The sequence below is a fragment of the Parapedomonas caeni genome (assembly GCF_041060555.1).
Classification (GTDB): Bacteria; Pseudomonadota; Alphaproteobacteria; order Sphingomonadales; family Sphingomonadaceae; genus CAUJIW01.
Genome location: NZ_JBEUDS010000007.1, coordinates 80574 through 107103 on the forward strand (window position 1 = coordinate 80574; position 26530 = coordinate 107103).

Below are 26530 nucleotides of genomic sequence, written 5' to 3' on the forward strand. Positions count from 1 at the left end.
ACATGTGGGTGGTTGCGGCCGGTGCCCTGCCGGCCGGGCTGGACAGGGGGGGTGGGGGCCGGTAAGCGCCCTTCGCGCGGTCGTCAGTACCGCCAGAGGGGATGCGGATCATGAATCACGGCGTGCCGGCCTGGCTGGGCGAGGGACAGGCCCATCTATGGCGGCCCTATACGCAGATGAAGACCGCACTGGCGCCGCTGCCGGTGGTGTCGGCCCAGGGTTGCCGGCTGCAGCTGGCCGATGGCCGCGAACTGGTGGATGGCATCGCCTCGTGGTGGACCGTCGCCCACGGCTATCGCCACCCGCACATCGCGGCGGCGGTGGCGGACCAGCTCGACCGGCTGCCGCACGTCATGCTGGGCGGGCTGGTGCACGAGCCGGCGAGCACCCTGGCGGCGCGGCTGGCGCGCCTGCTGCCGGGCGACCTCGGCCATGTGTTCTTCAGCGAATCCGGTTCGGTGTCGGTGGAGATCGCCATGAAGATGGCGGTGCAGTACTGGCTGAACCGCGGCGAGCGGCGCACCCGCTTCCTCAGCTTCCGCGCCGGCTACCATGGCGACACCTTCGCCACCATGAGCGTGTGCGACCCCGACGAGGGGATGCACAGCCTGTTCGCCGGTGTGGTGCCGGACCAGATCGTCGTCGACCTGCCGCGCGATGACGCCTCGGCCGCCGCGCTGGAGGCCGTGCTGGCGGATCAGGGCGGAGAGATCGCCGCCGTGCTGGTGGAGCCGCTGGTGCAGGGCGCCGGCGGCATGCGCTTTCATGACGCCGAGGTGCTGCGCCGCTTGCGCGCCGCCTGCGACCGCCATGGCGTGCTGCTGATCTTCGACGAGATCTTCGTCGGCTTCGCCCGCACCGGCCTGGCGCTGTTCGCGGCGGAGGCCGCCGGTGTGCTGCCGGATATCCTCACCCTGTCGAAGGCGCTGACCGGCGGCACCCTGCCGCTGGCCGCCACGGTCGCCCGCCGGCACGTGTTCGAGGCGTTCTGGAGCGACGATCCGGCCCGCGCGCTGATGCACGGCCCCACCTACATGGGCAACGCGCTGGCCTGCGCCGCCGCCAACGCCTCGCTCGATCTGTTCGAGCAGGAGCCCCGGCTGGACCAGGCGCGCACGATCGCGGCGCAGCTCGCCACGGCGCTGGCGCCGGCGCGCGACCTGCCGGGCGTCGTCGACGTGCGGACGCTGGGCGCTATCGGCGTCATCCAGCTGACCCGGCTGGGCGACGCGGAATGGCTGAAGCAGCGGCTGATCGACCATGGCGTCTGGCTGCGGCCGTTCGGCGACATTCTTTACACCACGCCGCCGCTGACCATCGCCGCCGACGAGCTGGCGCGGCTCACCGACGCCATGCTGGCGGTGACCGGCGAGTGGTCGCGGCGTTTCGGAAAGGATCCAGAATGAGTGCGTCCCTGACAGCGCTGGCGGCCGACAAGCTGGCCGATCTCGAAGCGCGCAACCTGCGCCGCTGGCTGAAGGACAGCCCGCGCGACGGTGGCAGTGTCATCGTGCGCGACGGTCGGCGGATGATCTCCTTCTGCTGCAACGACTATCTCAATCTCAGCCAGGACCCGCGGGTGATCGCCGCCGCCAACGCCGCCACCGCCCGCTACGGCACCGGCTCGGGCGGCTCGCGGCTGATCACCGGCAACTATCCGCTGCTGGGCGAGCTGGAGGCGCGGCTGGCGGCGCTCAAGGGGGCGGAAGACTGCATCGTCTTCGGCTCGGGCTATCTGGCCAATATCGGCATCATCCCGACGCTGGTGGGCAAGCAGGACGTCATCCTCGCCGACGCGCTGATCCACAACTGCATGATCGCCGGCAGCCGGTTGTCCGGGGCGGCGTATCACCAGTTCAGGCACAACGATCTCCAGCACCTGGAGACTTTGCTTCAGGAACTGCGTGAGACGCATCGCCATTGCCTGATCCTCACCGATGGCGTGTTCAGCATGGACGGCGACCTGGCCCCGGTGCCGGCGCTGCTGGCGCTGGCCGAGCGCCACGACGCCTGGCTGCTCACCGACGATGCCCACGGCATCGGCGTGGTCGGCGGCGGCCGGGGGTCGAGTTTCGCCTTCGGCGACAAGGTGGAGGTGCCGCTGCAGATGGGCACGCTGTCGAAGGCGGTCGGCAGCTACGGCGGCTATCTGTGCGCCGACCGGCCGGTGATCGACCTGATGAAGACCCGCGCCTGGTCGATGGTCTATTCCACCGGCCTGCCGCCGGGCGTTGTCGCCGCCTCGCTGGCGGCGCTCGACATCATCGAGAACGAGCCGGACTATTGCGCCCGGCCGCTGGCCAACGCCCGGCTGTTCTGCGACCTGCTCGGTCTGCCGGCGCCGGAAAGCCCGATCGTGCCGATCATCCTCGGCGCCGAGACGCGGGCGCTGGAGGCCAGCCGCAAGCTGGAGGCCGAGGGTTTCCTGGTGTCGGCCATCCGTCCGCCGACCGTGCCGGCGGGTACCGCCCGGCTGCGGCTCACTTTCACCGCCTGCCATGAGGAAGCGGACATCCGCCGGCTGGCGGCCGGTGTCGCCACGGTGCTGGAGGCGGCGGCGTGAGCACGCTGTTCGTCACCGCGACCGGCACCGACATCGGCAAGACCTATGTCTCGGCGGCGCTGATCCGCCAGCTGCGCGCCCGCGGCCGCAGCGTCGAGGCGCTGAAGCCGGTGCTCAGCGGCTACGATCCGGCGGCCCCGGCCGGCAGCGACGCCGCCGTGCTGCTCGACGCGCTGGGCGAGCCGGTGACGGCCGAGACGCTGGATGCCATCACGCCGTGGCGCTACCGGGCACCGCTGTCGCCCGACATGGCGGCGGCACAGGAGGGCACGACGCTGCCCTACGAGGCGGTGGTCGCCCACTGCCGGGCCCGCATGGCGCGCGCCCGCGACATCCTGTTGATCGAGGGCGTCGGTGGCGTCATGGTGCCGCTGGCCGGCCGGCTGACGGTGCTCGACTGGCTGGTGGCGCTGCAATGCCCGGCGCTACTGGTGACCGGCAGCTATCTCGGCACGCTCAGCCATACGCTGACCGCGCTGCTGGCGCTGGAGAGCCGGGGTGTGCCGCTGGCGGGCATCATCGTCAACGAGACCGCTGGCGCCACCGTCGGGCTGGCGGAGACGGCAGCGGCTCTGGCCCGCTTCACCACGGCGCCGATCCGCATCGTGCCGCGCGCCGCGCCGGTGCCCGACCTTGCCGAGCTTGTGACCGATTGACCAGGGCGTTCGGCCGTGGTTGGACTGGACGAGCGCGACGCTAGCCGCTAAAGCCCGCTACAGATCGTTTTTCATGATTGCCGAGGACCGCGATGGGCCTGTTTCTACGGACGTTCACCTGGTGGCATGGCCAGACCTGGGGCACGTGGCTGTTCACCAGGCGCCGTGGCGAATGCGTCGGCGAGGACGCCGGGGGCAATCTCTATTACCGCGATCGCAAGGGCCCCAGGCGCTGGGTGATCTACAACGGCGAGGTCGAGGCCAGTCGCATTCCCCCCGAGTGGCACGCCTGGCTGCACCACACCGTCGACGCGCCGCCGAGCGAGAAGCCGCCGGTGGTGAAGCCGTGGGAAGCGCCGCACCATCCGAACATGACCGGCACATCGGGCGCCTATGTGCCGCCTGGCGCGCTGGCGGCGGGCGGCCACCGAGCGCCGGCGACCGGCGATTACGAAGCCTGGCGGCCGGAATAGCGGGCCGGCGTGGCGCGGGAGCACCGGACGTGCAGCTGAAGGAAAATTTCGTCGAGGCCCTGATCGGTGCGGTCGTGCTGATCGTGGCGGCGTTGTTTGTCGGCTACGCCTACACCCGCACCGAGATGGGGCAGGGCAGTGGCGGCTATCAGCTGGTTGCCCGGTTCCCCAGCGCGGTCGGAATCAATGTGGGCACCGACGTGCGGGTGTCGGGAATCAAGGTCGGTGCCGTGGTCGCGCAGGAACTTGATCCCCAGACATTCCAGGCACGTGTCCGGTTCACTGTCCGCAAGGGTGTGGAGCTGCCGGTCGACACGGTGGCCAAGATTGCCTCGGAAGGGTTGTTGGGCGACAGTTACATCGCCCTGTCGCCGGGCGGCGAAATGGATGTGCTGAAGCCGGGCGAGGAGATCGAGCAGACCCAGGGCTCGGTCGATCTCATGGGCTTGATCGGTCAGGCGATCTACAGCGTCGGCGACAAGAAGGACGACGCCTCTCCGGCGCCGGCGCCGGAGAGCCAGCCGTGACAGGCCGGCGGGCCGCCGGCCTGGCGATCCTGTTCGCCGGAGCCGGCCTTTCAGCGACATCGATCGTCGCTGCGCAGCAGTCGCCAGGCGCCGGCCCTGCGCCATCAAAGGCTTCGGCACCCGCGACGACCGGCTCTGATACGCGTCCGGCCGCCGCGACCACCGATCCGGCGGGTCCGACGCCGGTCGCGGCGCGCGTCGCCACGCTGATGACGCTCGACAAGCTCACCGGCGCCACCCGTAAGATCGAGGCCCATCCCGGCGAGGCGGTGACGTTCGGCCGGCTGACCATCCGCGTGCGCACCTGCGAGACCGCCCCACCATGGGAGCGACCGGAGGCGGCGGCCTTCTTGCAGGTCGACGAAACCCTGCGCACCGGCGAGGTGCGGCGGATCTACTCGGGCTGGATGTTCGCCGGTTCGCCGGCGCTGCATCCGTTCGATCACGCGGCTTATGATGTCTCCTTCAAGAGCTGCAAGATGAGTTTCCCGGAGATGGGCGCCGAGACTTCGGTCTGGCGGGCGCCGTCACCGCCACCGCCACCGGCGGCAGAGATGCCTTCTCCCGCCAGCGAGACGCCACCCCCGGCGGAACCGGCCGCCGCGCCATCGGCCACCGCGACGCCGCCGCCCAACGGGTAAGCCTCGATCGCCCGGAAATCGGCGGATACGGTGAGCGCCTGACGCAGTCGCCGGACATAGGTGGCTTGCGGAATTTCCTCGGTGCCGAACTGGCTGAGATGTTCGGTCCAGAACTGGGTGTCGAGCAACTGGTAGCCGCCCTGGCGTAGCCGCGATACCAGGTGTACCAACGCCACCTTGGAGGCATCGGTCGCCCGGCTGAACATGCTCTCGCCAAAGAACGCGCCCCCCAGTGCCACGCCGTAGAGGCCGCCCACCAGTGTGCCGTCGTGCCAGCACTCAATCGAGTGGGCGAAACCCAGCTGGTGCAGTGCGGTGTAGGCATCAAGGATATCGTTGTTGATCCATGTTTCCTCGCGACCCGGCTTGGGTTCGGCGCAGGCTGTCATGACATCGCGGAAACAGGTGTCGGCGGTCACCTGGAAGCGGTCCTGCCGCACCACCTTGGCCAGCGAGCGCGGTAGGTGGAAGTTCTCCAGCGGGATGACGCCGCGCCAGCGCGGCTCCACCCAGTAGACCTCGGCGGCGTCGCCATGCTCGGCCATCGGGAAGATGCCGGCCGAATAGGCGCGGATCAGCAGTTCGGGCGTCAGCGAGGGCGAAGCGGGCGCGTGCATACCGGTCATCATACTATGCGATCAGAGGCCGCGTCGCGGTGATTTCGTTCGTCGCCGGGCAGGCCGCTACCGGGTGTCCGGTGTGGGCGGGGGCGCTCCCTTGCCGGTCTTCCGGTAGGGGTTTTCAGCCTTGGTCAGCGACTTGAACCGGCACACCTGGTCACGCACGACGATGCCGCTGTAACGGTCCAGCTCGCCGGTCGGTTCGACCAGGAAGCCGATGGCGTTGGCATAGGGCAGGTCGATGCAGGCACCGAACAGCTCGGCTCTGTACCACTGGCCGCGCGGCCCCTCGATCAGCAGCGCGTGGCTGTCGATGGCCTTCCAGTTGCGCACGCCGCCGTGGTTGGCGAAGGGGATGGATACCTGTTCCGCCTGTGCGGCCGTGGCATCCGGTGTCGCCTCGGCGGCGGGTCGGGTCGCCGGCCCGACGGTGTCGGGAATCGGGTCGGCGGCTGCCGCCGGCGTGGCGGCGACGGCCAGCAGCGCGACTGTATGGATGATGACGTTGTTCATGAACCACCGCCTCCAACGGACTATCCCTCCGGTGGGGAAAGATAGTCCGTCAGGCTGAACCGGCGATGACTGACATCAGAGGCAGGCTTGCGGCTCAGCCCTGATCCGCCAGCCACTTCTCCAGCCACTTGATCGAGTAGTCGCCGTTGATGAAGTCCGGGTTCTCGATCAGTGCCTGATGCAGCGGGATGGTCGTCTTGGGGCCGTGGATGACATATTCCTCCAGTGCCCGCCGCAGCCGCATCAGACAGTCGTTGCGGTTCTGGCCATAGACGATCAGCTTGGAGATCAGGCTGTCGTAGTGCGGCGGGATCTTGTAGCCGTCATAGAGCGCGCTATCGACGCGCACGTGCAGGCCGCCCGGCGTGTGATAGTCGGTCACCGTGCCCGGCGACGGCGCGAAGGTCCTGGGATCCTCGGCGTTGATGCGGCATTCGATGGCATGGCCCTCGAAACGGATCTGGTCCTGGCTCACCGACAGCGGCAGGCCGGAGGCGACGCGGATCTGCTCGCGCACCAGGTCGATGCCGGTGATCATCTCGGTCACCGGATGCTCCACCTGCAGGCGGGTGTTCATCTCGATGAAGTAGAAGCGGCCGTCCTCGTAGAGGAACTCCATGGTGCCGGCGCCGACATAGCCGAGTTTCGCCACCGCCTGGCGGACGACCTCACCCATTTCGGCCCGCTGGGCGGCGTTGAGCGCCGGCGAGGGAGCTTCCTCCAGCACCTTCTGGTGGCGCCGCTGCAACGAGCAGTCGCGCTCGCCCAGATGGATGGCATTGCCGTGGGAGTCGCCGAACACCTGGTATTCAATGTGGCGCGGGTTGCCGAGGTACTTCTCAAGGTAGACCGTGTCGTCGCCGAAGGCGGCCTTGGCCTCCGACTTGGCCTGGCTCATCAGCGATTCCAGCTGGTCGGGGCCGGGAATCACCTTCATGCCGCGCCCGCCACCGCCGGCGGCGGCCTTGACCAGCACCGGGTAACCGATCTCGGCGGCGATCGCCTGGGCTTGCTCGACGCTCTCCAGCGGACCGTCGGAGCCGGGCACCAGCGGCAGGCCGAGCTGGGCGGCCGTCTTCTTGGCCATCACCTTGTCGCCCATCATTCTGATGTGCTCAGGGCTGGGGCCGATCCAGGTCAGGCCGTGGTCCTGCACGATCTCGGCGAACTTGGCGTTCTCCGACAGGAAGCCGTAGCCAGGGTGGACGGCGTCGGCATGGGTGATCTCGGCGGCGGCGATGATCGACGGCACGTTGAGGTAGGACTGGGCGGCGGACGCCGGCCCGATGCACACGGCCTCGTCCGCCAGCCGAACATGCATGGCATCGGCGTCGGCGGTCGAGTGGACGGCGACCGTCTTGATACCCATCTCACGGCAGGCGCGGTGGATGCGCAGCGCGATCTCACCCCGGTTGGCGATCAGAACCTTCTCGATCATGCCGCTCACTCGATGACCAGCAACGGTTCGCCGAATTCGACCGGCTGTTCGTTGCTGACGATGATTCTCCTCACCGTACCGCCGCGCGGCGCGGCGATCGGGTTCATCACCTTCATCGCCTCGATGATCAGCAGGGTGTCGCCTTCCTTCACGGTGGCGCCCTCGCTGACGAAGGCCGGCTTGCCGGGTTCCGGCGCCATGTAGACGGTACCCACCATCGGCGAGGCGACAACGCCGGGGTGCTTCATGATGTCGGCGTCCGCCGCGGGCTCGGCGGCCACCGGGGCGGCAGCGGCGACAGGGGCGGCGGCCGGCCCGGCGACGGCCATGGGGGCCGGCACGGCGATGTTGGCCACCGTCGCCTGGCGGGCGACGCGGACCCGGCGTTCGCCGTCGACGACCTCGATCTCGGTGAGGTCGGTTTCCTTCAGCAGTTCCGCCAGCTCGCGGACAAGACCCTTATCAACCTGCATGGTGGTCGCAGCTCCCTTCTCGGGCATCATTCTTCCTTAATCACTCGTGAACAGGTGGCGGACGAAATCAGAATTGTGCCGCCGCTTCAAGCGCCATGAGATAGCCAAAAGCGCCAAACCCCTGAATCACGCCACGGGCGACCGGCGACACGAACGATGTGTGCCGGAATGATTCCCGGGCGTGCGGGTTGGACAGATGCACCTCGATGACCGGCAGTTCAATCGCCTTGATGGCATCGTACAGCGCCACGGACGTGTGGGTGTAGGCACCGGGGTTGAAGATCACCGACTCGCACCAGCCGCGCGCCTCATGCAGCCAGTCGATCAACTGGCCCTCATGGTTTGACTGACGGAATTCGATGGAAAGAGAAAGGGTTGCGGCCTTCTCCTGCATCATCCGTTCAATGTCGGCGAGCGTGGTGGCGCCGTAAACCTCGGGCTCGCGGGTGCCCAGCAGGTTGAGGTTCGGCCCGTTCAGCACGAGCACGCGGCGGGTATGGCGTTCGGCCATGCAGTCAGGTCTTTCCCCGGTTGGCGTCCCGCCCTTATAGAGAGGCTGACGCAACAAGCAAATCGGCCAAGTGGAACCCCATGTCCAGCATGACTGCCCCCAGCGCATCGCTTCCTGTCGAGATCACCGTCAACGGTGAACCCCGCCGGCTGGCCGGACCAACGACGGTGGCCGGCCTGCTCGCCGAGCTGGGGCTGGAGCCGACCAGGGTGGCCGTCGAGCGCAATCTGGAGATCGTGCCCAAGTCCACCTACGCCGAGGTGCCGGTAGCGGCCGGGGACAGCTTCGAGATCGTCCACTTCGTGGGCGGTGGCGATCATGGCCCGGCGGCCCCCGGGACGGCGGCCGACAGCTGGAGCGTCGCCGGCCGCACGTTCGCCTCCCGCCTGATTGTCGGCACCGGCAAGTACAAGGATTTCGCCCAGACCGCCGCGGCGGTGGAGGCCTCGGGCGCCGAGATGGTCACGGTGGCGGTGCGTCGGGTCAATGTCTCGGACCGCTCGCAGCCGCTGCTGACCGATTATCTCGACCCCAAACGCTACACCTATCTGCCCAACACCGCCGGCTGCTACACCGCCGCCGACGCCATCCGCACGCTGCGACTGGCCCGCGAGGCGGGCGGCTGGAACCTGGTCAAGCTGGAAGTGCTGGGCGAGCAGAAGACGCTCTACCCCGACATGGTGGAAACGCTGGAAGCGACCAAGGTGCTGGTCAAGGACGGCTTCGACGTCATGGTCTACTGCGCCGACGATCCGATCATGGCCAAGCGGCTGGTGGATGCCGGCGCCTGCGCCATCATGCCGCTGGGGGCGCCGATCGGCTCGGGGCTTGGCCTGCAGAACCCGGTGATGATCCGCCTGATCGTCGAGGCGGCGCCGGTGCCGGTGCTGGTGGACGCCGGCGTCGGCACCGCATCTGACGCGGCGGTGGCGATGGAGCTGGGCTGTGACGCGGTGCTGATGAACACCGCCATCGCGGAAGCCCGCGACCCCGTTGCCATGGCCCGGGCGATGAAACTTGCCGTCGAGGCCGGTCGGCTGGCCTATCTGGCCGGCCGGATGCCGAAAAAGCGCTACGCCGACCCGTCGAGTCCGCTCGCCGGCCTGATCTGACGGCTCAGCCGGCGGCGACGGCCAGCAGGCGTGCGGCCATGCCGACCACGTCGCCGATCGCCTTGATGACCCTGGCGATCGCGGCGGTCTGCTGGCGCAAGGCCTCGACAGCCAGGTTGGCGGTCCGCAGCTGGGCCAGGGTCTCCTCGGCCAACGGGGTTTGCGCGGTGAGCGTCTTGGTCAGCGCGGCATTGTAGATGCGTTCCAGCGACTGGAAGTTGGTGTCGACGTCGAGCGCCTGCGCCGGGGTGCGGGTGCGTGCCATGTCGGCGTGGTAATTGCTGAGGGCATCGAGAAAAGCACCCTCGATAGCCGCGAATCGTTCAGTGTGATCCGACACATGAGCCTCCCTATGGCTGAGCAGCGACGGTCGCGCGCAGTGCCTCGATCTTCTGGAGCAGATCAGCCAGCGAAAGCGGCTGCTCCTGTTCGAATTCCTCGTGGCGCCGCCGCAAGGCGGCGATCACGGCCACGGAGGCGTCGTAGCCGCGGACGATGGCTGACAGATTCTGGCTGGTTTCCCACAGGCGATAGTTGTCGATGGCGTCCCGCAGGCGCGGAGTCCTGGCGTAGCGGCCGGCGACATCGGGGGCGGGCGACAGGTCGCCCAGTTGGGCAAGGGTGCCGAGATACGTCGAGGTGTCCGCCAGTCCCTGCCGCATCAGCGCCGATTGCAGGCCGGCCAGCATGGTCGCGTTGACTTTCTGTGCCGACACCACGCCCGGCCGATAGGCGATCATGCTGGCTTCCACCCGATCCAGTTCGCCCCGGATCAGGATGCTGGCCGCTTTGAGGTTGCGGGCCTTGATGTGCTCCGCGAACTGCCGGAACAGGGCGTCGAGCACGCCAATGGCCCGGCCCTGGGGTAGTGCGGACAGGTTTACCTGACCGCTCGTGTCGCCACGGGCTGTGTTGATCAACGTTTCGATCGACGACACGGTGGCCTGAAAAGACGCGCCGACATCGGCGCTGGCGTCGTAAGCGGCGAGCTGCGCCATCTGGGCATAGAGCGTTTCAAGCTCGCCGAATATCTGGATGCGCAGGCGCAGGGCCTCGGCGGCGGATGCATAGGCATCTGGCTGGTTGCGGCACAGTGTGGCGAGGTCGCCGGCGCCATCCATTGAATCAAGGCACTTCTTCAGCGCCCCCCGTCGGGTGTTCAGAGCATAGCTATCCGCCGTCTGGCGGGCCTCGGTGCGCATGGCGGCGGTGGCCGCCTGGCCGCTGGTCGCCAGCGCCGCGCCGGCGGGAACATCGACCGACGCGCAGCCAGCCAGAAGCAGTGCCAGCCACAGTATGGCAATGGCGGGCGCGGGGACGCGCCCAGGCATCGGTCTCGTCATGGAAGGAACCCCTGTTGCGATAAGCACGACATGCACGCGCCGCAACAACCAGGGGGTGATGATAGTGGAATATCAGGCAATCTGAAAGGGCGTTGTTGTGGCCGTGTTCATCCACCCGCGCACCCTGTCATCTCCGCAAGGTGCGTCGGCGGCACGGGCGGGGTAGCGTGGCGGTTCAACAACGAACGCGGGAGGATTGCGATGGGTCAGCTAGAGGGCAAGGTGGCGGTGGTGCTGGGCGCCGCCGGCAAGGACAATATGGGGCAGACCATCGCCCGGCGGTTCGCCCGCGAAGGTGCCAAAGTGGTTGTCGCTGGTCGTAAGGAAGAACCGTTGAAGGCGCTGGCGGCGGAGATCGGCGGCACCTGGGTGCTGTGCGACATCACCCGCAAGGCCGACATCGAGGCAATGGCCAAGAAGGCGCTGGACAGCTACGGCAAGGTCGACGTGGCGGTCAACGCCACCGGCTGGGGCCTGCTGGTGCCGCTGCTGGAGACCACGGAAGAGCAGATGGATGCCATCTACGCTCTCCAGTTCAAGGGTCCGCACTTCTTCTTCCAGGTGTTCACCGAGGCGATGACGCATGGCGGTTCGGTGATCCAGATCACCTCGGCGACCACCGATCGGGTGATCGACAACCATGCCGCCTATATCGGCACCAAGGCCGGCGCCGACGCGCTGGTCCGCTGCTTCGCCAACGAGTTCGGCGCGCGCGGCATCAAGTTCAACTCCATCGCGCCGGGCATCACCGACAGCCCGATGACCGAGCAGGCGATGGCGACGCCGGGTCTGCTGGAGACCTTTGTGAAGGAGTATCCGCTGGGTCGCATCGGCACCAGCGACGACATCGCCGACGCCGCGGTGTGGCTGGCCGGCGATGGCAGCTTCATCACCGGTCAGGTGCTGCACGTCAACGGCGGCCTGACGCTGCGGCGCAACCCCACCGGCGCCGAGATGGGGGCGGCGATCGCGGCGGCAAGCGCCAAGGCCTGAGTCATCGTCTCAAACAGCAAAAGCCCGGCGACACCTTGGTGGCGCCGGGCTTTTGCATTGGCGGAGATACGTGTGTCAGCGGGCGGCGACGCGGCTGCGGTCGCGCGCGCGCGCCACGGCGGCCTTGAGCGCGTCATAGCCCACCGCGCCGGAGATGATCTGGTCGCCGATGATATAGCTCGGCGTGCCAGAGAGGCCGAGATTGCGGCCGAGCTGCAGATTCTTGTCCACCTCGGCGGCGAGTTCTGCGCTGTCCATGTCTCGCACCGCCTGACGCTCATCGAGGCCGGCGCCGCGCACTGCTGCCACCAGCAGCTCCTGGCTGAGGCGGCCCGGCAGGTCGAACAGGCGCTTGTAGAAGTCGACGTACTTGCCCTGTCTGGCGGCGGCGAGGGCCGCGAGCGCGGCGCGGCGTGACAGCGGCTCGCCGCCCCGGTCGAGGACCGGAAAGTCGCGATAGATCACCCTGATGCCGGCATCCTCGTCGATCAGCCGCTGCACGTCCATGGCCGCCTGGCGGCAGTAGGGGCATCGAAAATCGAAGAATTCGACGATGGTGACGTCGCCCTCGGGATTGCCCGCGACGGTGCCGGGGAAGGGCGTTTCGATGTCCTGGCGGTAGCTGTCGAGAATCTTCACCGCCTCGCGGCGCTGCAACTCGGTGATGGCCTCGGGGATGATCTCGGGGTGTTGCAGGATGTACTGGCGAACCAGGGCCTCGATCTGCTGCTGCTGACGCAACGTGAAGTCGGTCTGTACCGCCCCGTTCTGGGCCGCGCGCGGCGTCTGGGTGAGCGCGAACAGACCAACAGCGGCTGCCAGCAGCAGCGACAGGAACGCACCGAACTTTTTCATGAAATCACCAGCATCCGATTGGCAGGGCAGCACTGTTGACGCCGGGGCGAGGTTCAACCGCGTCGCCGGCCCTGTTGCGTTTTGAGGGTTTCCTGCGCGATGAGCAAGAGATCCTGCGCGCGAATCCAGTCCGGCGTCCCCTGCGGGAGGCCACGCATCGCGACCTGGGCACTCTGCGCGATGTCGCGGGCGTTGCCCTGGCTCATGCTGAGCCGTTCCGCCGTGGCGAGCGCGGCGCGAGGTTCGTCGCCGCTGCGGGAATAGGCCATGCCGAGCTGATACCAGGCAAACGGGTTCTCGTCGTCCAGCGCGATCACCCGACGCAGGATGGCGATGGCTTCCGGCAGATCGGCGGCATTTTCACTGGCGACGAGTGCGTGCCCCAGCGTGGTGGCGATGAGCGGCTCCGCGGGGGCCAGGGCGACAGCGCGGCGCAGGGTCGGAATGGCGTTGATGACATCCCCTGACTCCATCAGGACCTGGGCTTTTATTTCAAGTACATAGGGATCGTCAGGGTAAACGGCGAGCAAGGCATCGATCTCGGCTACGGCCTTCTCGCGATTCGCCTGTTTGTGATAGGCGTAGGTGCGTGCAAGCCGCGCCGCCGGCGAGGTGTCGGACGGCGGATACTGCTGGAAGGTCAGCCCCGGGTCGTTGACGTAGCCGGCGAGCTTGGCCTTGATGCGCAGGAAACGTTCCTGCAGTGCCGGATCGGCCGGCTTGGCATAGACCGGCGATGCCTTCACGCGCTCTTCCAGCTTGGCGATGCGGTCTCCGGTGAGCGGGTGGCTGCGGGCGTAGGCGTCCATCGTGTAGCCGTAACGGAACTCCTGCTCCTGCAGCTTGCGGAAGAAGCCCAGATAGCCTTCGCCGGAGATGCCGGCACGGTCGAGAAAGTCGGCGCCGGCCTGGTCGGCGGCGGCCTCCTGCACCCGGCTGTAGGCGAGGAAGTTGCCCTGGGCGGCCGATTGTCCGGCACTCAGGATGGCGACCCCCGCGTCGCCGGCCCCGGCGACCATGGCGGCCACCCCGGCCAGCATCGACAGGATGCTGATGTTGCGTGCGCCCTTGATGCCGTCATCGAAGCGTACCAGATGGCCGCCGGTGATGTGGCCGGTTTCGTGGGCGATGACGCCCACCAGCTGGTCGACGTTATCGGCGGCAAGAATGAGACCGGAGTGGACAAAGATGTTCTGGCCCCCGGTCACGAAGGCGTTGATGCTGGGGTCGCCGACCAGATAGAAGTCCACCGCGCGCGGTTTCAGGCCAGCGGCCTCGAAGATCGGCCGGGAAACGTCATGCAGGAAGCGCTCGGTCTCGGCGTCGCGCAGCAGCGACTGGGCGCGTGCCGGCAGGCTGGCGAGCACCAGCAACGCCAGCAGTGTGGCAAGCCACGCCGCGCCCCGGGCAAGCGGGCGGCGCGGGCGGAACAGCAACAGGGGCAGGGCGAGACGCATGGCCTCAAGGTGGCGATGCGCCGCCGCCTCGTCAATGCACCGTAGGCAGTCCGTCGCCCGGCTGCGGCCAAATACGCCCTTGAAGCGGCCCGCGCCCCGGTCCGGCCGGGCATTTCATGGAAAACGGGCCGCCGCACGGTGCGACGGCCCGTCTAGCCGATCAGATGAAGGGCATGAGCCTCAGTCGCCAAATGTCCGCTGCCACCAGCCTCGACGGGCCGGGCGTGGTTCGCCGGCTTCTTCCTCCGTCGCACCGTCGGCGGTCGCCTCGGCCGGGGCGGGCTCGGGCGCTGCCGCTTCAGTGGCGGTTGCCTCGGTGGGGGGTGCCTCGGTGGCCGCCGCTTCGACCGCCACCGGCCCGACCGCTGCCTCGACGGGCGCGGCGGCGGCCTCGGCAGCGGCAGCTTCCGCGGCGGCAGCTTCAGCGGCGGCCTTCTTGGTCACGCGCTTGCGCCGCGCCGGCTTGGCCGGCTTTTCCTCGACAGCCTCGGCAACAGGTGCAGCCTCGACCGCCGCCGGCGTTTCCGCTTCGGTTGCCGCCGGCGCTTCGACCGGAGCCTCGGGCGCTGGCGTCACCTCGGCAGCCGGACCAGCCTGGGCTTCCGTGGTCGCGTCGGTGGTGTCTCCCTCGGGAGCGGTCTCGCCACCCTCGGTCGCGGCCTCCCGGTCGCCCGGCCGGCGGCTGCGCCGGCGCCGACGACGGCGACGCTCGGTCTCGGCCGAAGTCTCGGCATCCCCGGCACCGGCCTCGATGCCCGCCTCGGTCGTGGACTCGCCAGTGGATCCGGTGTCTTCCGCGTCCTCGCCCGCGGCGGCGTCGGCCTCGGCGCCAGCGGTGTCGTCACGGTCACCCGGCCGCCGCCGACGGCGGCGACGGCGGCGGCGACGGCCACGCTCATCACCATCGCCACGGGTTTCGCGCTGGCGCGGTGCCGCTTCCTCGGCCTCGGCCTCGATCTCGCCCTCGACCTCGTCCTCGATCTCCTCGTCGGGAATGGCGAGATCGGCCTCGTCGGCTTCAAGTTCGGCCGGCAGCGGCTTGAGGGGCTCAAACGCGACCGGCGCTGGTGGCGGGCCGGAACGTTCGATTTCATACTGCGGCACGATCAGGTCGCCCTTGGGCTCGACCTCGACGGTGATGCCGTAACGCATCTCGATATCGATCAGCTCGGCGCGCTTGCGGTTGAGGATATAGATCGCGACCGGCTCGGGCACCTTGAGTTGCAGGTAGGATGCGCGGGCCTTGATCGCTTCGTCTTCCAGCGCCCGCAGTACGTGCAGGGCGGACGACGGCACGGTGCGCAGGAAGCCGGTGCCGTTGCAGTGCTCGCAGACATGGGTGGACGCTTCCAGGACGCCGGTGCGCAGGCGCTGGCGCGACATTTCGAGCAGGCCGAAGTTGGAGATGCGCCCGACCTGGATGCGGGCGCGGTCGTTCTTCAGGGCATCCTTCAGCCGCCGCTCGACGTTGCGGACGTTGCCCTTGTCCTCCATGTCGATGAAGTCGATCACCACCAGGCCGGCCATGTCACGCAGCCGCAGCTGGCGGGCGATCTCGTCGGCCGCCTCAAGATTGGTCTTGTAGGCGGTTTCCTCGATATTGTGTTCCTTGGTCGCCCGACCGGAGTTGATGTCGATGGAGACCAGCGCTTCCGTCGGGTTGATGACGATATAGCCGCCCGAGCGCAGCTGCACCGTCGGCCGGTACATGCTTTCCAGCTGGGCCTCCACCTGGTGACGGTGGAACAGCGGCACCCGGTCGCGGTAGAGGTGGACCTTCTTCGCGTGGCTGGGCATCAGCAGCCGCATGAAGTCCTTGGCGGCGCGGTAGCCGGTCTCGCCCTCGATCCAGATTTCGTCGACGTCACGCGAGTAGATGTCGCGGATTGCCCGCTTGATCAGGCTGGAGTCCTCGTACACGAGGCATGGCGCCACCGAACTCAGTGTCTGTTCGCGGATTTCGTCCCACAGCCGGGTGAGATAGTCGAAGTCGCGTTTGATCTCGGTCTTGGTGCGCTTCAGGCCGGCGGTGCGGATGATGCAGCCCATGCCGGCCGGCAGTTTCAGGTCCGACATGATGGACTTCAGCCGTCGCCGGTCGGTCTGGCTGGAAATCTTGCGCGAAATGCCGCCGCCGTGGGTGGTGTTGGGCATCAGCACGCAGTAGCGCCCGGCCAGCGACAGGTAGGTGGTCAGCGCCGCGCCCTTGCCGCCGCGCTCTTCCTTCACCACCTGCACCAGCAGGATCTGGCGGCGCTTGATGACTTCCTGGATCTTGTAACGGCGACGCAGCGCCATGCGGTGGCGGCGCAGGGCCTCCTCGGCCTCGTCCTCATGATCGTCGTCGTCGGCCTCCGTGCCCTCGCCATTGGCGGCTTCGGCCTTGGCGTCGCTGACATCCTCGTCGGGGACGGTGCTGGCTTCCTCCTCTTCCCGCAGCAGGGCTTCGCGGTCCTCGTGCGGGATCTGGTAATAGTCGGGATGGATTTCGCTGAATGCGAGGAAGCCGTGGCGGTTGCCGCCGTATTCGACAAAGGCCGCCTGCAGCGAGGGTTCGACCCGTGTCACCTTGGCGAGGTAGATATTGCCTTTAAGCTGTTTCTTGGAAGCCGCTTCGAAATCGAAATCTTCAATACGCGTACCGCGAACGACCGCGACCCGGGTCTCCTCCGGGTGGCGGGCGTCGATCAACATGTGTGTGGGCATTAGAAATACTCCGTGCGCGCGGCCGCGCGGGCGCCGGAAGGCACCAGTCACTGCAGGCCGCGTGTGTCTTGGACGAACGCTGATCGCTCGCGCGACCAGTCGGGAAATGTTGCAGGGTTCGATGGTTCAGCCTGACGGGCCGCCCGCGCGCACCGGGGAGGGTGATCAAACCCCACTCCACCATTCGTGCGTCCGTTAACCGGCTCATCTACAACAACCTTGATCATCAGGCCTGACGCGTGGCAGTAGCCCCGGTGGCCTTATTCACTTCGGGCGAGCAGCCGATGGCAACCACCCGAGCTGAACGTCGAAACTGTAACAACCGGACTGCTAACACCAATTGCCGCAGTTCACAACCCAACTTGACGTCGCGCGCGTTCATCCCTTGTTCCGAGTCGCCGCCACGTCTAAGGTCGCACGCCAGCAATGAGTGTCATCACGCAGGGATGTAGGCAGCGCGGTCGTGTTGGCGCAATTACTCCAGGGAGACGCAACCACCGGCACGCCCCGTTCGCCGGGGGCGTGTCGCCGGACTTGCCGCGCCATCGGCGGCCTGTGGGCGCTGCTGTTGCTGCTGGTCGCCATGCTGGGCGCTGTCACCGTCGCGCGGGCGGCCGCCATCACCACTGTGGAAGTGCGGGCGGAGGCGGATGCCACCGTGGTCACCCTGACCTTTGACGGTCCGTTTCAGGTGCCCGCAGCATTCTACATGGCCGATCCGCCGCGCATGGTGCTCGATTTCGCCGACATCAGGACACCGGCGCCGCAGGCCCACGCCGGTGCCGGTGCCGTGCGTGGCGCGCGCCAGGCGCAGTTCCGGCCCGATGTCACCCGGCTGGTGCTGGACCTCGCGGAGCCGGTATTGCCGGTTGCCGTCAGCGGGGACAGCCCGATCACCGGCAGTGCCTACGCGCTGACGCTGCGGTTGCGACCCACGGCCGCCCGGGCGTTCTCGCAGGCGGCGGCGAAGGGGCGGCAGACACTGGTGCCGGGCAACGCCACCGCCGCGGCGGCGCTGGCGCCATCGTCGCCCGCGACCGCCCCGACCGCCCCGACCGCTGTGGCGCCCGGCGTCGCCAGCAAGCCGACGGACGCTGCCGTGTCGAGACCGGCGGCCGCCAGGCCGGAGCCGGTCAGGTCGTCACCGGCCAGGCCCGCACGGTTGCCGGTGGTGGTGATTGACGCCGGCCATGGTGGGCAGGATCCGGGCGCGCCCAGCGTCATCCCCGGCCGCTACGAGAAGGAAGTGACACTCGCCATCGCCAAGGCGATCAAGGCGGAGCTCGACAGCAGCGGCAAGTTCAAGGCGGTGCTGACCCGCTCGACGGACGTGTTCATTCCGCTGGGTGGCCGCGTCGCCATCGCCCGCCAGGCTGGCGCCGACCTGTTCATCTCCATCCACGCCGACTCCATCGGCAGGCCCGATGTCAGGGGTGCCACCGTCTACACCCTGTCGGAGACCGCGTCCGACAAGGAGGCCGAGCGACTGGCGGCGAAGGAAAACAAGGCGGATATCATTGCCGGTATCAACCTCGGCGCGGAAAGCGCCGACGTCACCAACATCCTTATCGACCTGGTGCAGCGCGAGACCAAGAACTACTCGGCCGAGTTCGCCGGCATTGTCGTGCGCGAGGTGTCCAACTACATGCATTTCCGCTCGAATCACCACCGCTTCGCCGGTTTCGTGGTTCTTAAGGCACCCGACGTGCCGTCGGTGCTTTTCGAGACCGGCTACATGTCGAACCTTGAGGATTCGCAGTATCTGTTCTCGCCCGAGGGGCAGGCCGCGATCGCCAAAGGCGTGCGCCGTGCGGTGGAAGCCTATTTCCAGCGACGCTTCGCGACTCTCGCCAGCCCGTGACACCCACGCGGTCGGTTGCACCGCCCGCTGATCCGCCGTAAACGAACCGGCCTTGACCAGTCGAGAGATCACCCGTGGCCGCCGCCGATGACGATGATGACAATCGCCTGACCGCCGACCCCGAGGCGCGCCGCCGCTGGCGGCGCCTCGGTTTGTGGCTGGGGGGGCTTGCCCTGTTCGGCATGGTGATCGCGGGCGCCGGCTACGCCTATCTGGCGCGCGGTCTGCCCGATGTCGCGCAACTGCAGGCGTACGAACCGGCGTTGCCGACCACGGTGCTGGCGGCCGATGGTACCGTGCTGACGGTCTTCCAGCGCGAGCGGCGCATCTGGACTCCCTACGACCAGATACCGGAGACGGTCCGCCACGCATTCATTTCCGCCGAGGACAAGACGTTTTACGAACATTCGGGGCTGGATTATCCCGGCATCCTGCGCGCCATTCTCACCAACATAAAAAACCGTGGCACCGACAAGCGGCCAGTGGGCGCCTCCACCATTACCCAGCAGCTGTCGCAGGCGATGCTGCTGGGGCGCGAACTGAGCTACATTCGCAAGCTGCGCGAAATGATTCTCGCCCGCCGTGTCGAGGCGGCGATGTCCAAGCAGCGCATTCTGGAACTCTATCTCAACCAGATATTCCTGGGTCGTAACAGTTACGGCATTGGTGCCGCCAGCCTGTCCTACTTCGACAAGACGCTGGATCAGCTGACGCTGGATCAGGCGGCTTTTCTCGCGGCCCTGCCCAAGGGGCCGAGCCTCTACAGCAGCCAGAAACGCAAGGCGCAGGCGATCGAGCGGCGCAACTACGTGCTCGAACAGATGTTGCTCAACGGCTACGTCACCCGCGCGCAGCATGACCTCGCGGTGGCGCAGGATCTGCGGTTCGCGCCGATCAAGGCCCTTAAGCGGTCGCGTCTGGGGGACTATTTCGTCGAGGAGGTGCGCCGGGAGCTGCTCGACAGATATGGCGAGGATGGTCTCTATGGCGGCGGCCTGTGGGTTTATGCCACCATCGACCCGTCGCTGCAGAAGGCCGCCGAGAAGGCGATGCGTGACGGCTTTCTCGCCTATGAGCGCGGCCGCGACTGGCGTGGTCCCTACGCGCATATCGATCCCGGCGAGGGCTGGCATCGGCGCCTCAACGCGCTCGACGTGCCGGTCGGCTATGCCGAGTGGCAAGCCGCGGTGGTGCTGGCCAAGCAGGGCTCGACCTCGCGGCTCGGGTTCGTCGACGGCAGCACCGGGGTCATGCCCGCGCATCGGGCCGAGCGTCGCAAGGGTGGCAAGGCGGCCTGGCAGCTGCTCAAACCCGGCGATGTCATTCCGGTGATGAAGGCCTACGATGGCTCGGGCGAATACGCACTGCGGCAAATTCCGCTGATTTCCGGTGGATTTGTCGCGCTTGACCCGGAGTCCGGCCGGGTGCTCGCCATGGTTGGCGGCTTTGACGCCCGCAAGAGCCAGTTCAACCGGGCGACCCAGGCGCTGCGCCAGCCTGGCTCCGCTTTCAAGCCGTTTGTCTATGCCGCGGCGCTGGACAACGGGTTCACGCCGTCGTCGGTCGTGATCGACGGCGACTTCTGTGTTGATCAGGGCGCAAGGCTTGGCACCAAGTGCTTTCGCAACTTCGGCGGGCGCGCGACCGGTGCCCAGACACTGCGCACCGGGCTGGAGATGTCGCGCAATCTGATGACGGTCCGCCTTGCCAATGCGGTGGGCATGGAGAAGGTTGCCGATGTCGCCGTGCGGCTGGGCATTCGCGATACCATGAGCCCGGTGCTGGCAATGTCGCTGGGGGCGGGTGAAACCACCGTGATGCGGCTTACCAACGCCTACGGCATCATGGCCAACGGCGGTCACGAGATGCGCCCGACGCTGATCGATCGCATTCAGGATCGTCACGGCAAGACGATCTTTCGCAGTGATGAACGGGCCTGTCCCGCGTGCGCCGCCGTCGAGTGGCAGGGCGAGGGGATGCCCCGGCCGGTGGAGACCCGCCGCCAGGTCATGGACCCGCGCACCGCCTATCAGGTGATTCACATGCTGGAGGGCGTCATTGATCGCGGCACGGCGACCAATCTGCGGTTCCTCGAACGACCGATGGCCGGCAAGACAGGCACCACCAATAACTCCACCGATGTCTGGTTTGTCGGCATGACGCCGCACCTCGTGGCCGGACTCTATGTCGGCTACGATCAGCCGACGCCGCTGGGGGGGTATGCCCAGGGCGGCACCGTGGCGGCCCCTATCTGGGGCGCGTTCGCGCGCGTGGCGCTCAAGGACATGCCCAAGCAGCAGTTTCGTGCACCGGAAGGGTTGCGCTTCGTCAAGGTCGATCGCAAGACCGGCAAGCTCGCCCAGGGTCCCGAGGGTGGGTCCGTGATCTGGGAGGCCTTTCGTCCGGGTACCGAGCCGCGCCGTTACGTGATGCTGGCCGAGGGGCAGTTGGTCCGTTCGGACGCTGATTTCGCCGAGACCACGGGTGGCATTTACTAGGTGCCTGCGCGGGGTGCCGGCGGCGTACGACAGTTGACAAGCCAGGCCCGGTCCGCCATCTCCCGTTGCCCTGACGTGGAAGGAAGAACATGCGCGCGGAAGCGGAAAAGCTCGTCGACCAGATCAAGCAGGCGATCGCCCTGCTGAGGAGGTTTCTTTGACTGGGATCGCGCGCTCCGTCGACTCGATGAACTGAACGCCGCGGTTGAAGACCCCGCGCTGTGGAATGATGCCAGGAAGGCGCAGGACCTGATGCGCGAGCGGCGCCGCCTCGACGAGGCGATTACCGCGACCCGCGCCATCGAGAAGGATCTCGCCGACACCGTCGACCTCATGGAGCTGGCGGAAATGGAAGGCGACGAGGCGCTGGTCGACGATGGCGTCGCCGCGCTGGAGGCACTGGCCCGCAAGGCGGAAACCGACAAGGTCGCCGCCTTGCTGTCGGGCGAGGCGGATGCCTCGGACGCCTATCTGGAAATCAATGCCGGTGCCGGCGGCACCGAGAGCAACGACTGGGCGGAGATGCTGCAGCGCATGTACATGCGCTGGGCCGAGCGCCATGGCTACAAGGTCGAGATCATCGACCAGCACCCCGGCGAACAGGCGGGCATCAAGTCCTGCACCCTGCTGGTCAAGGGCGAGAACGCCTATGGCTGGGCCAAGACGGAATCGGGCGTGCACCGGCTGGTGCGCATTTCGCCCTACGATTCCAACGCGCGGCGCCACACCAGCTTCACCAGTGTGTGGGTCTATCCGGCGATTGACGACGACATCGAGATCGAGGTCAACGAAAAGGACCTCAAGATCGATACCTATCGTTCGTCCGGCGCCGGCGGCCAGCACGTCAATACCACGGATTCGGCGGTGCGCATCACCCACCTGCCCACCGGCATCGTGGTTGCCTGCCAGAACGAGCGCTCGCAGCACAAGAACCGCGCCACTGCCATGAAGATGCTGAAAGCCCGGCTGTACGAGGCCGAGCTGCAGAAGCGCGAGGCGGAAGCGGCGGCGACCAATGCGTCGAAGACGGATATCGGCTGGGGCCATCAGATCCGCTCCTACGTGCTGCAGCCCTATCAGATGGTGAAGGACTTGCGCACCGGTGTCGTCAACACCCAGCCGCAGCTGGTGCTGGATGGCGAACTTGACGCCTACATGGCGGCGGCGCTGAGCCAGCGCGTCACCGGCGAGAAGGTCCAGGTCGAGGATATCGACTGACCATCCGTGCGGACCGTCGCCGGGAGACCGGCGACGGCGCCTTGCCGACGCGCCAGGCGGCAACCGCCGACCCCACCCGCCGAACGATTTCCTCCCCGCCCTGAAATGCTCTAGACCTTGATCGCTCCAGGTTGAATCAGGCTGGAGCGATCAAGGTCTGACTTAATATCAGTAGCCTGCTTCACGCATGCGCTGGGGGCGCTCACGCTTCCATCGCCCGCGATCAGGCTACAGGCACGACGGATTATCAGCACTTTTTTATTTCCGGGGAGGAATTCATGGGAACTTTGACGGGTTATCGCATTCTTGAAATCGCCGGTATCGGGCCGGGGCCGTTCGCCTCGATGATGCTGGCCGATCAGGGCGCCGACGTCATCCGCATCGACCGGCTTGGCGGCAAGGCGGCCGGGGTCGCCACCGATCAGACCCGCGACATCCTTGGCCGCTCGCGGCGCTCGATCGCGGTCGACCTCAAGAGCCCCGAAGGTGTGGCGCTGGTGCTCGACCTGGTGGCGCAGGCCGACGCGCTGGTCGAGGGCTTCCGGCCGGGCGTCATGGAGCGGCTGGGCCTCGGCCCCGACGTTTGCCTCAAGCGCAATCCCAGGCTGGTCTATGGCCGTATGACCGGCTGGGGGCAGGAGGGGCCGATGGCCCCGGCCGCCGGGCATGACATCAACTACATCGCGCTGGCCGGCGCGCTGGCCCATTACGGCCGGGCCGGCGAGAAGCCGACGCCACCGATCAACATGGTCGGCGATTTCGGCGGCGGCGGCATGCTGATGGCCTTCGGCGTCGTCTGCGCGCTGCTGGAGGCGCAGAAGTCGGGCCAGGGCCAGGTGATCGACGCGGCGATGGTCGATGGCGCGGCGCTGCTGATGAGCATGATCTGGACCTTCAAGGCCATGGGCATCTGGAGCGAGAAGCGCGGCGTCAACCTGCTCGACACCGGCACCCACTTCTACGACACCTACGAAACCAGCGACGGCCGCTTCATCTCGCTGGGCGCCATCGAGCCGCAGTTCTATGCCGAGTTCCGCGCCCGCGCCGGGCTGGCCGAGGACAAGGACTTCGACGCCCAGATGAACCCGGCCAGCTGGGGGCCGCTGAAAGCCAAGCTCACTGACCTGTTCAAGCAGAAGACCTGTGATGAATGGTGCGCCATCCTCGAAGGGTCGGATGCCTGCTTCGCGCCGGTGCTGACCATGAGCGAGGCCGCTCGCCATCCGCACAACGTGCAGCGCGGCACCTTCGTCGAGGTGTCGGGCATCACCCAGCCGGCGCCGGCGCCGCGCTTCTCGCGCACCCCGGCGGGCACGCCGCGTCCACCCGTCGCACCGGGCGCACATACCGACGCTGTGCTTGCCGACTTCGGCTTCTCGGCCGATAAGATCGCCACTCTCAGGCAGGCGAAGGTGGTAGGCTGATGCGGGCACGGGCGTTTCTGGCTATCCTGACCCCGGCGCTGCTGCTGGCAGCCCCGGCGACCGCGGCCGAGAAACGCCCGAAGCCGGCCCGCAAGGAGGCCGATCTCAACGATCCGGCGGTTCAGCTCCAGCTGGGGCAGCGGCTGGAAGCGCGTGGTGACGTGGCGGCGGCGCTGCAGCTTTATCAGGCCGCGCTGGCCGCCCGCCCCAATGATGAGGCGGCGTTGCGCGCTGCCGCCAATGCGCTGATGCGTATGGGTTTTCCCGCCGCCGCGCACGATTATCTGGCGGCGCTGGTGCGGCTGCGGCCCAATGATGCGCCGGCACGGCTGGCTCTGGCGGCGGCACTGAATGCCCGCGAAGAGCCGACGGCGGCGCTGGAGCAGTTGCAGGCGGCCGAAGCCGCCGGCGCGCCACCGGCGCCACTGTGGACCCAGCGTGGCATCGCCTATGACCTCTCGGGCGACCAGGCCCAGGCCCAGCAGGCTTACAGTCGGGCGATAAACGCAGCGCCGGGCGATTTCACCATTCCCCTGAAGCTTGCCCTGTCGCTGGCGATCTCGACGGAATACCCGGCGGCGTTGCAGATCCTGCAGCAATGGGCCAACAACCCCGCGGCGGTGGATCAGGTGCGCCGTACCCTGGCGATGGTCTACGCCTTGTCTGGCCAGACCGATTTCGCCGTCGAGATCGCCCAGTCCGTCATGGCCAAGGACGCCGCCGAGGCAATGCGGCCGTTCTATGCGAGAGTGGCTGGATTGCCACCGGCGCAACAGGCCCTGGCAGCGCACTTCAATCGTCTGCCGCCGGTCCAGGCGCAGGCGCAGGCGATCATCGAGCAGGCGCCCCAGCAGCCTATCACCCAGCCGCCCATCACCCAGCCGCCCATCACCCAGCCGACCCTCGCCAGGCCGGAGCCGGTACAGGCCGGGCCCGAGCCGGCGATGCCGTCACACCCGCGCCCCGAAGCCCGCTCCGAGCCCGCGCCGCCTGCGGCCGCCGCATCGGCCACCGGCCAGCCGCCGGTGGTGGTGACGGGTATCGGCAAGGCCGTGGTCGTGCCGGCTGCCCCGGCGGGTGATCCTGGTGCCGGCGGCAGGCGCGACGACAAGGGGGTGGCGGTGAGCACCGGTGTCGATCGCCAGGCGCCGGATCAGGCCCCGGCGGCGTCCGCCGAGGGAGCCTTCTGGGTCCAGGTGGCCAGCCTGCCCAGCCGCGACGGGCTGGTGGCGGAGTGGACCCGGGTGCGCGAGGCCGGCGGTGTCGCTGTCGCCAAATGGGTGCCGCATGTCGCCGAGGCGGATGTCGGGGGAGTCAGGCGCTACCGGCTGCTGCTGGGGCCGTTTGCCTCGTTCCAGGAGGCCGGCGGCCTGCTTGGCGACCTGTCGGCCAAGGGCCTTTCCGGTGTGGTCAAGAAGGCAACGGTGGCGCCCGAGCCGCTTCATCGCTAGACAGGCTGCCATGCGCGCCGTCCTTGCCCCCTATGCCGCCAACCCGGCCGACAGCCGGGGTCGGCTTTACCTGCAGCCCGAAAGCGTCGGCCGCGACGCTTTCCAGCGCGATCGCGACCGCATTATCCATTCCACGGCCTTCCGCCGGCTCAAGCACAAGACCCAGGTGTTCGTCTCGGCCTTCGGCGATCATTACCGCACCCGGCTCACCCACAGCCTGGAGGTGGCGCAGATCGCCCGCTCCATCGCCCGCCAGCTTGACCTCAACGAGGATCTGACGGAGGCGCTGGCGCTGGCCCATGACCTAGGCCACACCGCCTTCGGGCACACGGGAGAGGATGTGCTGGACGCCAAGATGGCGCCCTTTGGCGGCTTCGATCACAACGCCCACACCCTGCGCATCGTCACCGAACTGGAGCAGCGCTATGTCGATTTCGACGGCCTCAACCTGAGCTGGGAGACGCTGGAGGGGCTGGCCAAGCATAACGGCCCGGTGACCAGCCCGCCGTGGGCACTGGCTGACTATGTGGCGCGCCACGATCTCGAACTGGGCACTTTCGCCGGCGCCGAGGCGCAGGTGGCCGCGCTCTCCGACGACATCGCCTACAACACCCACGACATCGATGACGGCCTGCGCGCCGGGTTGTTCTCGCTCGATGAGCTGCTGGCCGAGGTGCCGCTGGTGGCCGATACCTGGCGGACGGTGGAGCGGCGGCACCCGTCGGCGCCACGGGCGCGGCTGGTGGCCGAGCTGATCCGTGACCTGATCGGCCGGCTGGTCGAGGACGTACTGGCGGAAACCCGTCATCGCCTGCGGCGGCTCGCGCCGGCGAGCAGCCGCGACATCCGCGCCGCCGACCATGCCGTGGTGGCCTTCTCGACCGCGCTGGCGCCGGCCGAGAAGGAGCTCAAACACTTCTTGCGCACGCGGATGTACCACCACTACAAGGTCACGCTCAAACGGGAGGCGGCGAAGCAGATCATCGCGACGCTGTTCGACCGCTACTTCGAGGAGCCTTCAGTGATGCCGGCGGAGTGGTCGGCACGGCTGGCGGCGGCGGAGGAGCGTCAAGCCGCGGTGGGCAGGGCACGCACGGTCGCCGACTTTATCGCCGGCATGACCGACCTGTTCGCCATCCGCGAGGTGGAACGACTGACCGGGCAGGTGCCCGGCGATCTTTAGGTCTGGCTGTAGGT

At 67.7% G+C, this 26530-nt stretch carries 23 protein-coding genes and 1 pseudogene; 14 read left to right on the forward strand and 10 right to left on the reverse strand.

The window, feature by feature from the left end; all coding sequences use genetic code 11:
* Nucleotides 1-110 precede the first annotated feature (110 nt).
* The 6 genes and pseudogenes from ABU113_RS06875 to ABU113_RS06900 form a co-directional block, all read left to right on the forward strand.
* Complete coding sequence (locus tag ABU113_RS06875; RefSeq protein WP_454558759.1) at nt 111-1406, forward strand: adenosylmethionine--8-amino-7-oxononanoate transaminase; 1296 nt, start codon at nt 111-113, stop codon at nt 1404-1406.
* Nucleotides 1403-2563, forward strand: a complete 1161-nt coding sequence (bioF, locus tag ABU113_RS06880; RefSeq protein WP_454558760.1) for an 8-amino-7-oxononanoate synthase — start codon at nt 1403-1405, stop codon at nt 2561-2563. The genes ABU113_RS06875 and bioF overlap by 4 nt, the downstream gene beginning before the upstream one ends.
* Nucleotides 2560-3219, forward strand: a complete 660-nt coding sequence (gene bioD / locus ABU113_RS06885) for a dethiobiotin synthase (protein WP_454558761.1) — start codon at nt 2560-2562, stop codon at nt 3217-3219. The genes bioF and bioD overlap by 4 nt, the downstream gene beginning before the upstream one ends.
* 92 nt (nt 3220-3311) lie before the next feature.
* Nucleotides 3312-3692, forward strand: a complete 381-nt coding sequence (locus ABU113_RS06890; RefSeq protein ID WP_454558762.1) for an NADH:ubiquinone oxidoreductase subunit NDUFA12 — start codon at nt 3312-3314, stop codon at nt 3690-3692.
* 29 nt (nt 3693-3721) lie between these two features.
* The gene (mlaD, locus tag ABU113_RS06895) at nt 3722-4219 is read left to right on the forward strand and encodes an outer membrane lipid asymmetry maintenance protein MlaD (RefSeq protein WP_454558763.1); all 498 of its coding nucleotides are present in this window, start codon (nt 3722-3724) and stop codon (nt 4217-4219) included.
* Nucleotides 4220-4428: 209 nt separating this feature from the next.
* Nucleotides 4429-4635: pseudogene (locus ABU113_RS06900) on the forward strand (DUF2155 domain-containing protein); the annotation flags it as partial.
* Between the two features lie 35 nt (nt 4636-4670).
* Here ABU113_RS06900 and aat read toward each other — a convergent pair.
* The 5 genes from aat to aroQ form a co-directional block, all read right to left on the reverse strand.
* Nucleotides 4671-5477, reverse strand: coding sequence for a leucyl/phenylalanyl-tRNA--protein transferase (aat, locus tag ABU113_RS06905; protein ID WP_454558764.1), 807 nt, complete (start codon nt 5475-5477; stop codon nt 4671-4673).
* A 66-nt stretch (nt 5478-5543) separates the two neighbouring features.
* Nucleotides 5544-5993, reverse strand: coding sequence for a DUF6491 family protein (locus tag ABU113_RS06910; protein ID WP_454558765.1), 450 nt, complete (start codon nt 5991-5993; stop codon nt 5544-5546).
* Between the two features lie 94 nt (nt 5994-6087).
* Nucleotides 6088-7431 carry an acetyl-CoA carboxylase biotin carboxylase subunit gene (accC, locus tag ABU113_RS06915; RefSeq protein WP_454558766.1) on the reverse strand — a complete coding sequence of 448 codons (1344 nt, stop codon included), beginning with the start codon at nt 7429-7431 and terminating at the stop codon, nt 6088-6090.
* Nucleotides 7432-7436: 5 nt separating this feature from the next.
* A complete protein-coding gene (gene accB, locus ABU113_RS06920) occupies nt 7437-7904 on the reverse strand; it encodes an acetyl-CoA carboxylase biotin carboxyl carrier protein (protein ID WP_454558767.1) in 468 nt (155 codons plus the stop codon).
* 67 nt (nt 7905-7971) lie between these two features.
* Nucleotides 7972-8415 (reverse strand): type II 3-dehydroquinate dehydratase, encoded by a 444-nt coding sequence (aroQ, locus tag ABU113_RS06925; RefSeq protein WP_454558768.1) that lies wholly within the window; start codon nt 8413-8415, stop codon nt 7972-7974.
* 80 nt (nt 8416-8495) lie between these two features.
* Between aroQ and thiS the strand changes: the two genes are divergently transcribed.
* Entirely contained in the window at nt 8496-9527 is a 1032-nt protein-coding gene (thiS, locus tag ABU113_RS06930) for a sulfur carrier protein ThiS (RefSeq protein ID WP_454558769.1), read from the forward strand.
* Between the two features lie 4 nt (nt 9528-9531).
* Here thiS and ABU113_RS06935 read toward each other — a convergent pair whose 3' ends face one another.
* Nucleotides 9532-9867: a hypothetical protein gene (locus ABU113_RS06935; protein WP_454558770.1), complete on the reverse strand. Its 336-nt coding sequence runs from the start codon at nt 9865-9867 to the stop codon at nt 9532-9534.
* Nucleotides 9868-9877: 10 nt separating this feature from the next.
* Complete coding sequence (locus ABU113_RS06940; protein ID WP_454558771.1) at nt 9878-10858, reverse strand: hypothetical protein; 981 nt, start codon at nt 10856-10858, stop codon at nt 9878-9880.
* A gap of 213 nt (nt 10859-11071) precedes the next feature.
* Here ABU113_RS06940 and ABU113_RS06945 point away from each other — a divergent pair, with 213 nt between their 5' ends.
* Nucleotides 11072-11863 carry an SDR family NAD(P)-dependent oxidoreductase gene (locus tag ABU113_RS06945; protein WP_454558772.1) on the forward strand — a complete coding sequence of 264 codons (792 nt, stop codon included), beginning with the start codon at nt 11072-11074 and terminating at the stop codon, nt 11861-11863.
* A gap of 75 nt (nt 11864-11938) precedes the next feature.
* Here the strand turns inward: ABU113_RS06945 and ABU113_RS06950 are convergent, their stop codons facing one another.
* The 3 genes from ABU113_RS06950 to ABU113_RS06960 all read right to left on the reverse strand — a co-directional run bounded on the left by ABU113_RS06950 (nt 11939) and on the right by ABU113_RS06960 (nt 16869).
* On the reverse strand, nt 11939-12718 hold the full coding sequence (locus tag ABU113_RS06950; RefSeq protein WP_454558773.1) for a DsbA family protein: 780 nt from the start codon (nt 12716-12718) through the stop codon (nt 11939-11941).
* 53 nt (nt 12719-12771) lie between these two features.
* Complete coding sequence (locus ABU113_RS06955) at nt 12772-14175, reverse strand: M48 family metalloprotease (RefSeq protein ID WP_454558774.1); 1404 nt, start codon at nt 14173-14175, stop codon at nt 12772-12774.
* 180 nt (nt 14176-14355) lie between these two features.
* Nucleotides 14356-16869 carry an Rne/Rng family ribonuclease gene (locus tag ABU113_RS06960; RefSeq protein WP_454558775.1) on the reverse strand — a complete coding sequence of 838 codons (2514 nt, stop codon included), beginning with the start codon at nt 16867-16869 and terminating at the stop codon, nt 14356-14358.
* 475 nt (nt 16870-17344) lie between these two features.
* Between ABU113_RS06960 and ABU113_RS06965 the strand changes: the two genes are divergently transcribed.
* The 6 genes from ABU113_RS06965 to ABU113_RS06990 all read left to right on the forward strand — a co-directional run bounded on the left by ABU113_RS06965 (nt 17345) and on the right by ABU113_RS06990 (nt 26516).
* A complete protein-coding gene (locus tag ABU113_RS06965) occupies nt 17345-18742 on the forward strand; it encodes an N-acetylmuramoyl-L-alanine amidase (RefSeq protein WP_454558776.1) in 1398 nt (465 codons plus the stop codon).
* Between the two features lie 74 nt (nt 18743-18816).
* A complete protein-coding gene (locus ABU113_RS06970; RefSeq protein ID WP_454558777.1) occupies nt 18817-21240 on the forward strand; it encodes a penicillin-binding protein 1A in 2424 nt (807 codons plus the stop codon).
* An 89-nt stretch (nt 21241-21329) separates the two neighbouring features.
* A protein-coding gene (prfB, locus tag ABU113_RS06975) for a peptide chain release factor 2 (protein WP_454558778.1) occupies nt 21330-22458 on the forward strand; the annotation gives its coding sequence in 2 pieces (ribosomal slippage) (nt 21330-21398 and nt 21400-22458; 1128 coding nt in all).
* A gap of 278 nt (nt 22459-22736) precedes the next feature.
* On the forward strand, nt 22737-23882 hold the full coding sequence (locus tag ABU113_RS06980; protein ID WP_454558779.1) for a CaiB/BaiF CoA transferase family protein: 1146 nt from the start codon (nt 22737-22739) through the stop codon (nt 23880-23882).
* Complete coding sequence (locus tag ABU113_RS06985; protein ID WP_454558780.1) at nt 23882-25333, forward strand: tetratricopeptide repeat protein; 1452 nt, start codon at nt 23882-23884, stop codon at nt 25331-25333. The genes ABU113_RS06980 and ABU113_RS06985 overlap by 1 nt, the downstream gene beginning before the upstream one ends.
* A 10-nt stretch (nt 25334-25343) precedes the next feature.
* Complete coding sequence (locus ABU113_RS06990) at nt 25344-26516, forward strand: deoxyguanosinetriphosphate triphosphohydrolase (RefSeq protein ID WP_454558781.1); 1173 nt, start codon at nt 25344-25346, stop codon at nt 26514-26516.
* Nucleotides 26517-26530: the final 14 nt, after the last annotated feature.

What these genes read in the sequence shown, in the direction of transcription:
- ABU113_RS06940 (WP_454558771.1), bottom strand. Translation starts at nt 10,858, where the DNA reads ATGCCTGGGCGCGTCCCCGCGCCCGCCATTGCCATACTGTGGCTGGCA.
- ABU113_RS06985 (WP_454558780.1), top strand. Translation starts at nt 23,882, where the DNA reads ATGCGGGCACGGGCGTTTCTGGCTATCCTGACCCCGGCGCTGCTGCTG.
- ABU113_RS06950 (WP_454558773.1), bottom strand. Translation starts at nt 12,718, where the DNA reads ATGAAAAAGTTCGGTGCGTTCCTGTCGCTGCTGCTGGCAGCCGCTGTT.
- bioF (WP_454558760.1), top strand. Translation starts at nt 1,403, where the DNA reads ATGAGTGCGTCCCTGACAGCGCTGGCGGCCGACAAGCTGGCCGATCTC.
- ABU113_RS06910 (WP_454558765.1), bottom strand. Translation starts at nt 5,993, where the DNA reads ATGAACAACGTCATCATCCATACAGTCGCGCTGCTGGCCGTCGCCGCC.
- aroQ (WP_454558768.1), bottom strand. Translation starts at nt 8,415, where the DNA reads ATGGCCGAACGCCATACCCGCCGCGTGCTCGTGCTGAACGGGCCGAAC.
- ABU113_RS06890 (WP_454558762.1), top strand. Translation starts at nt 3,312, where the DNA reads ATGGGCCTGTTTCTACGGACGTTCACCTGGTGGCATGGCCAGACCTGG.
- ABU113_RS06960 (WP_454558775.1), bottom strand. Translation starts at nt 16,869, where the DNA reads ATGTTGATCGACGCCCGCCACCCGGAGGAGACCCGGGTCGCGGTCGTT.
- accC (WP_454558766.1), bottom strand. Translation starts at nt 7,431, where the DNA reads ATGATCGAGAAGGTTCTGATCGCCAACCGGGGTGAGATCGCGCTGCGC.
- ABU113_RS06980 (WP_454558779.1), top strand. Translation starts at nt 22,737, where the DNA reads ATGGGAACTTTGACGGGTTATCGCATTCTTGAAATCGCCGGTATCGGG.
- accB (WP_454558767.1), bottom strand. Translation starts at nt 7,904, where the DNA reads ATGCAGGTTGATAAGGGTCTTGTCCGCGAGCTGGCGGAACTGCTGAAG.
- ABU113_RS06945 (WP_454558772.1), top strand. Translation starts at nt 11,072, where the DNA reads ATGGGTCAGCTAGAGGGCAAGGTGGCGGTGGTGCTGGGCGCCGCCGGC.
- ABU113_RS06955 (WP_454558774.1), bottom strand. Translation starts at nt 14,175, where the DNA reads ATGCGTCTCGCCCTGCCCCTGTTGCTGTTCCGCCCGCGCCGCCCGCTT.
- aat (WP_454558764.1), bottom strand. Translation starts at nt 5,477, where the DNA reads ATGCACGCGCCCGCTTCGCCCTCGCTGACGCCCGAACTGCTGATCCGC.
- ABU113_RS06875 (WP_454558759.1), top strand. Translation starts at nt 111, where the DNA reads ATGAATCACGGCGTGCCGGCCTGGCTGGGCGAGGGACAGGCCCATCTA.
- ABU113_RS06990 (WP_454558781.1), top strand. Translation starts at nt 25,344, where the DNA reads ATGCGCGCCGTCCTTGCCCCCTATGCCGCCAACCCGGCCGACAGCCGG.
- thiS (WP_454558769.1), top strand. Translation starts at nt 8,496, where the DNA reads ATGTCCAGCATGACTGCCCCCAGCGCATCGCTTCCTGTCGAGATCACC.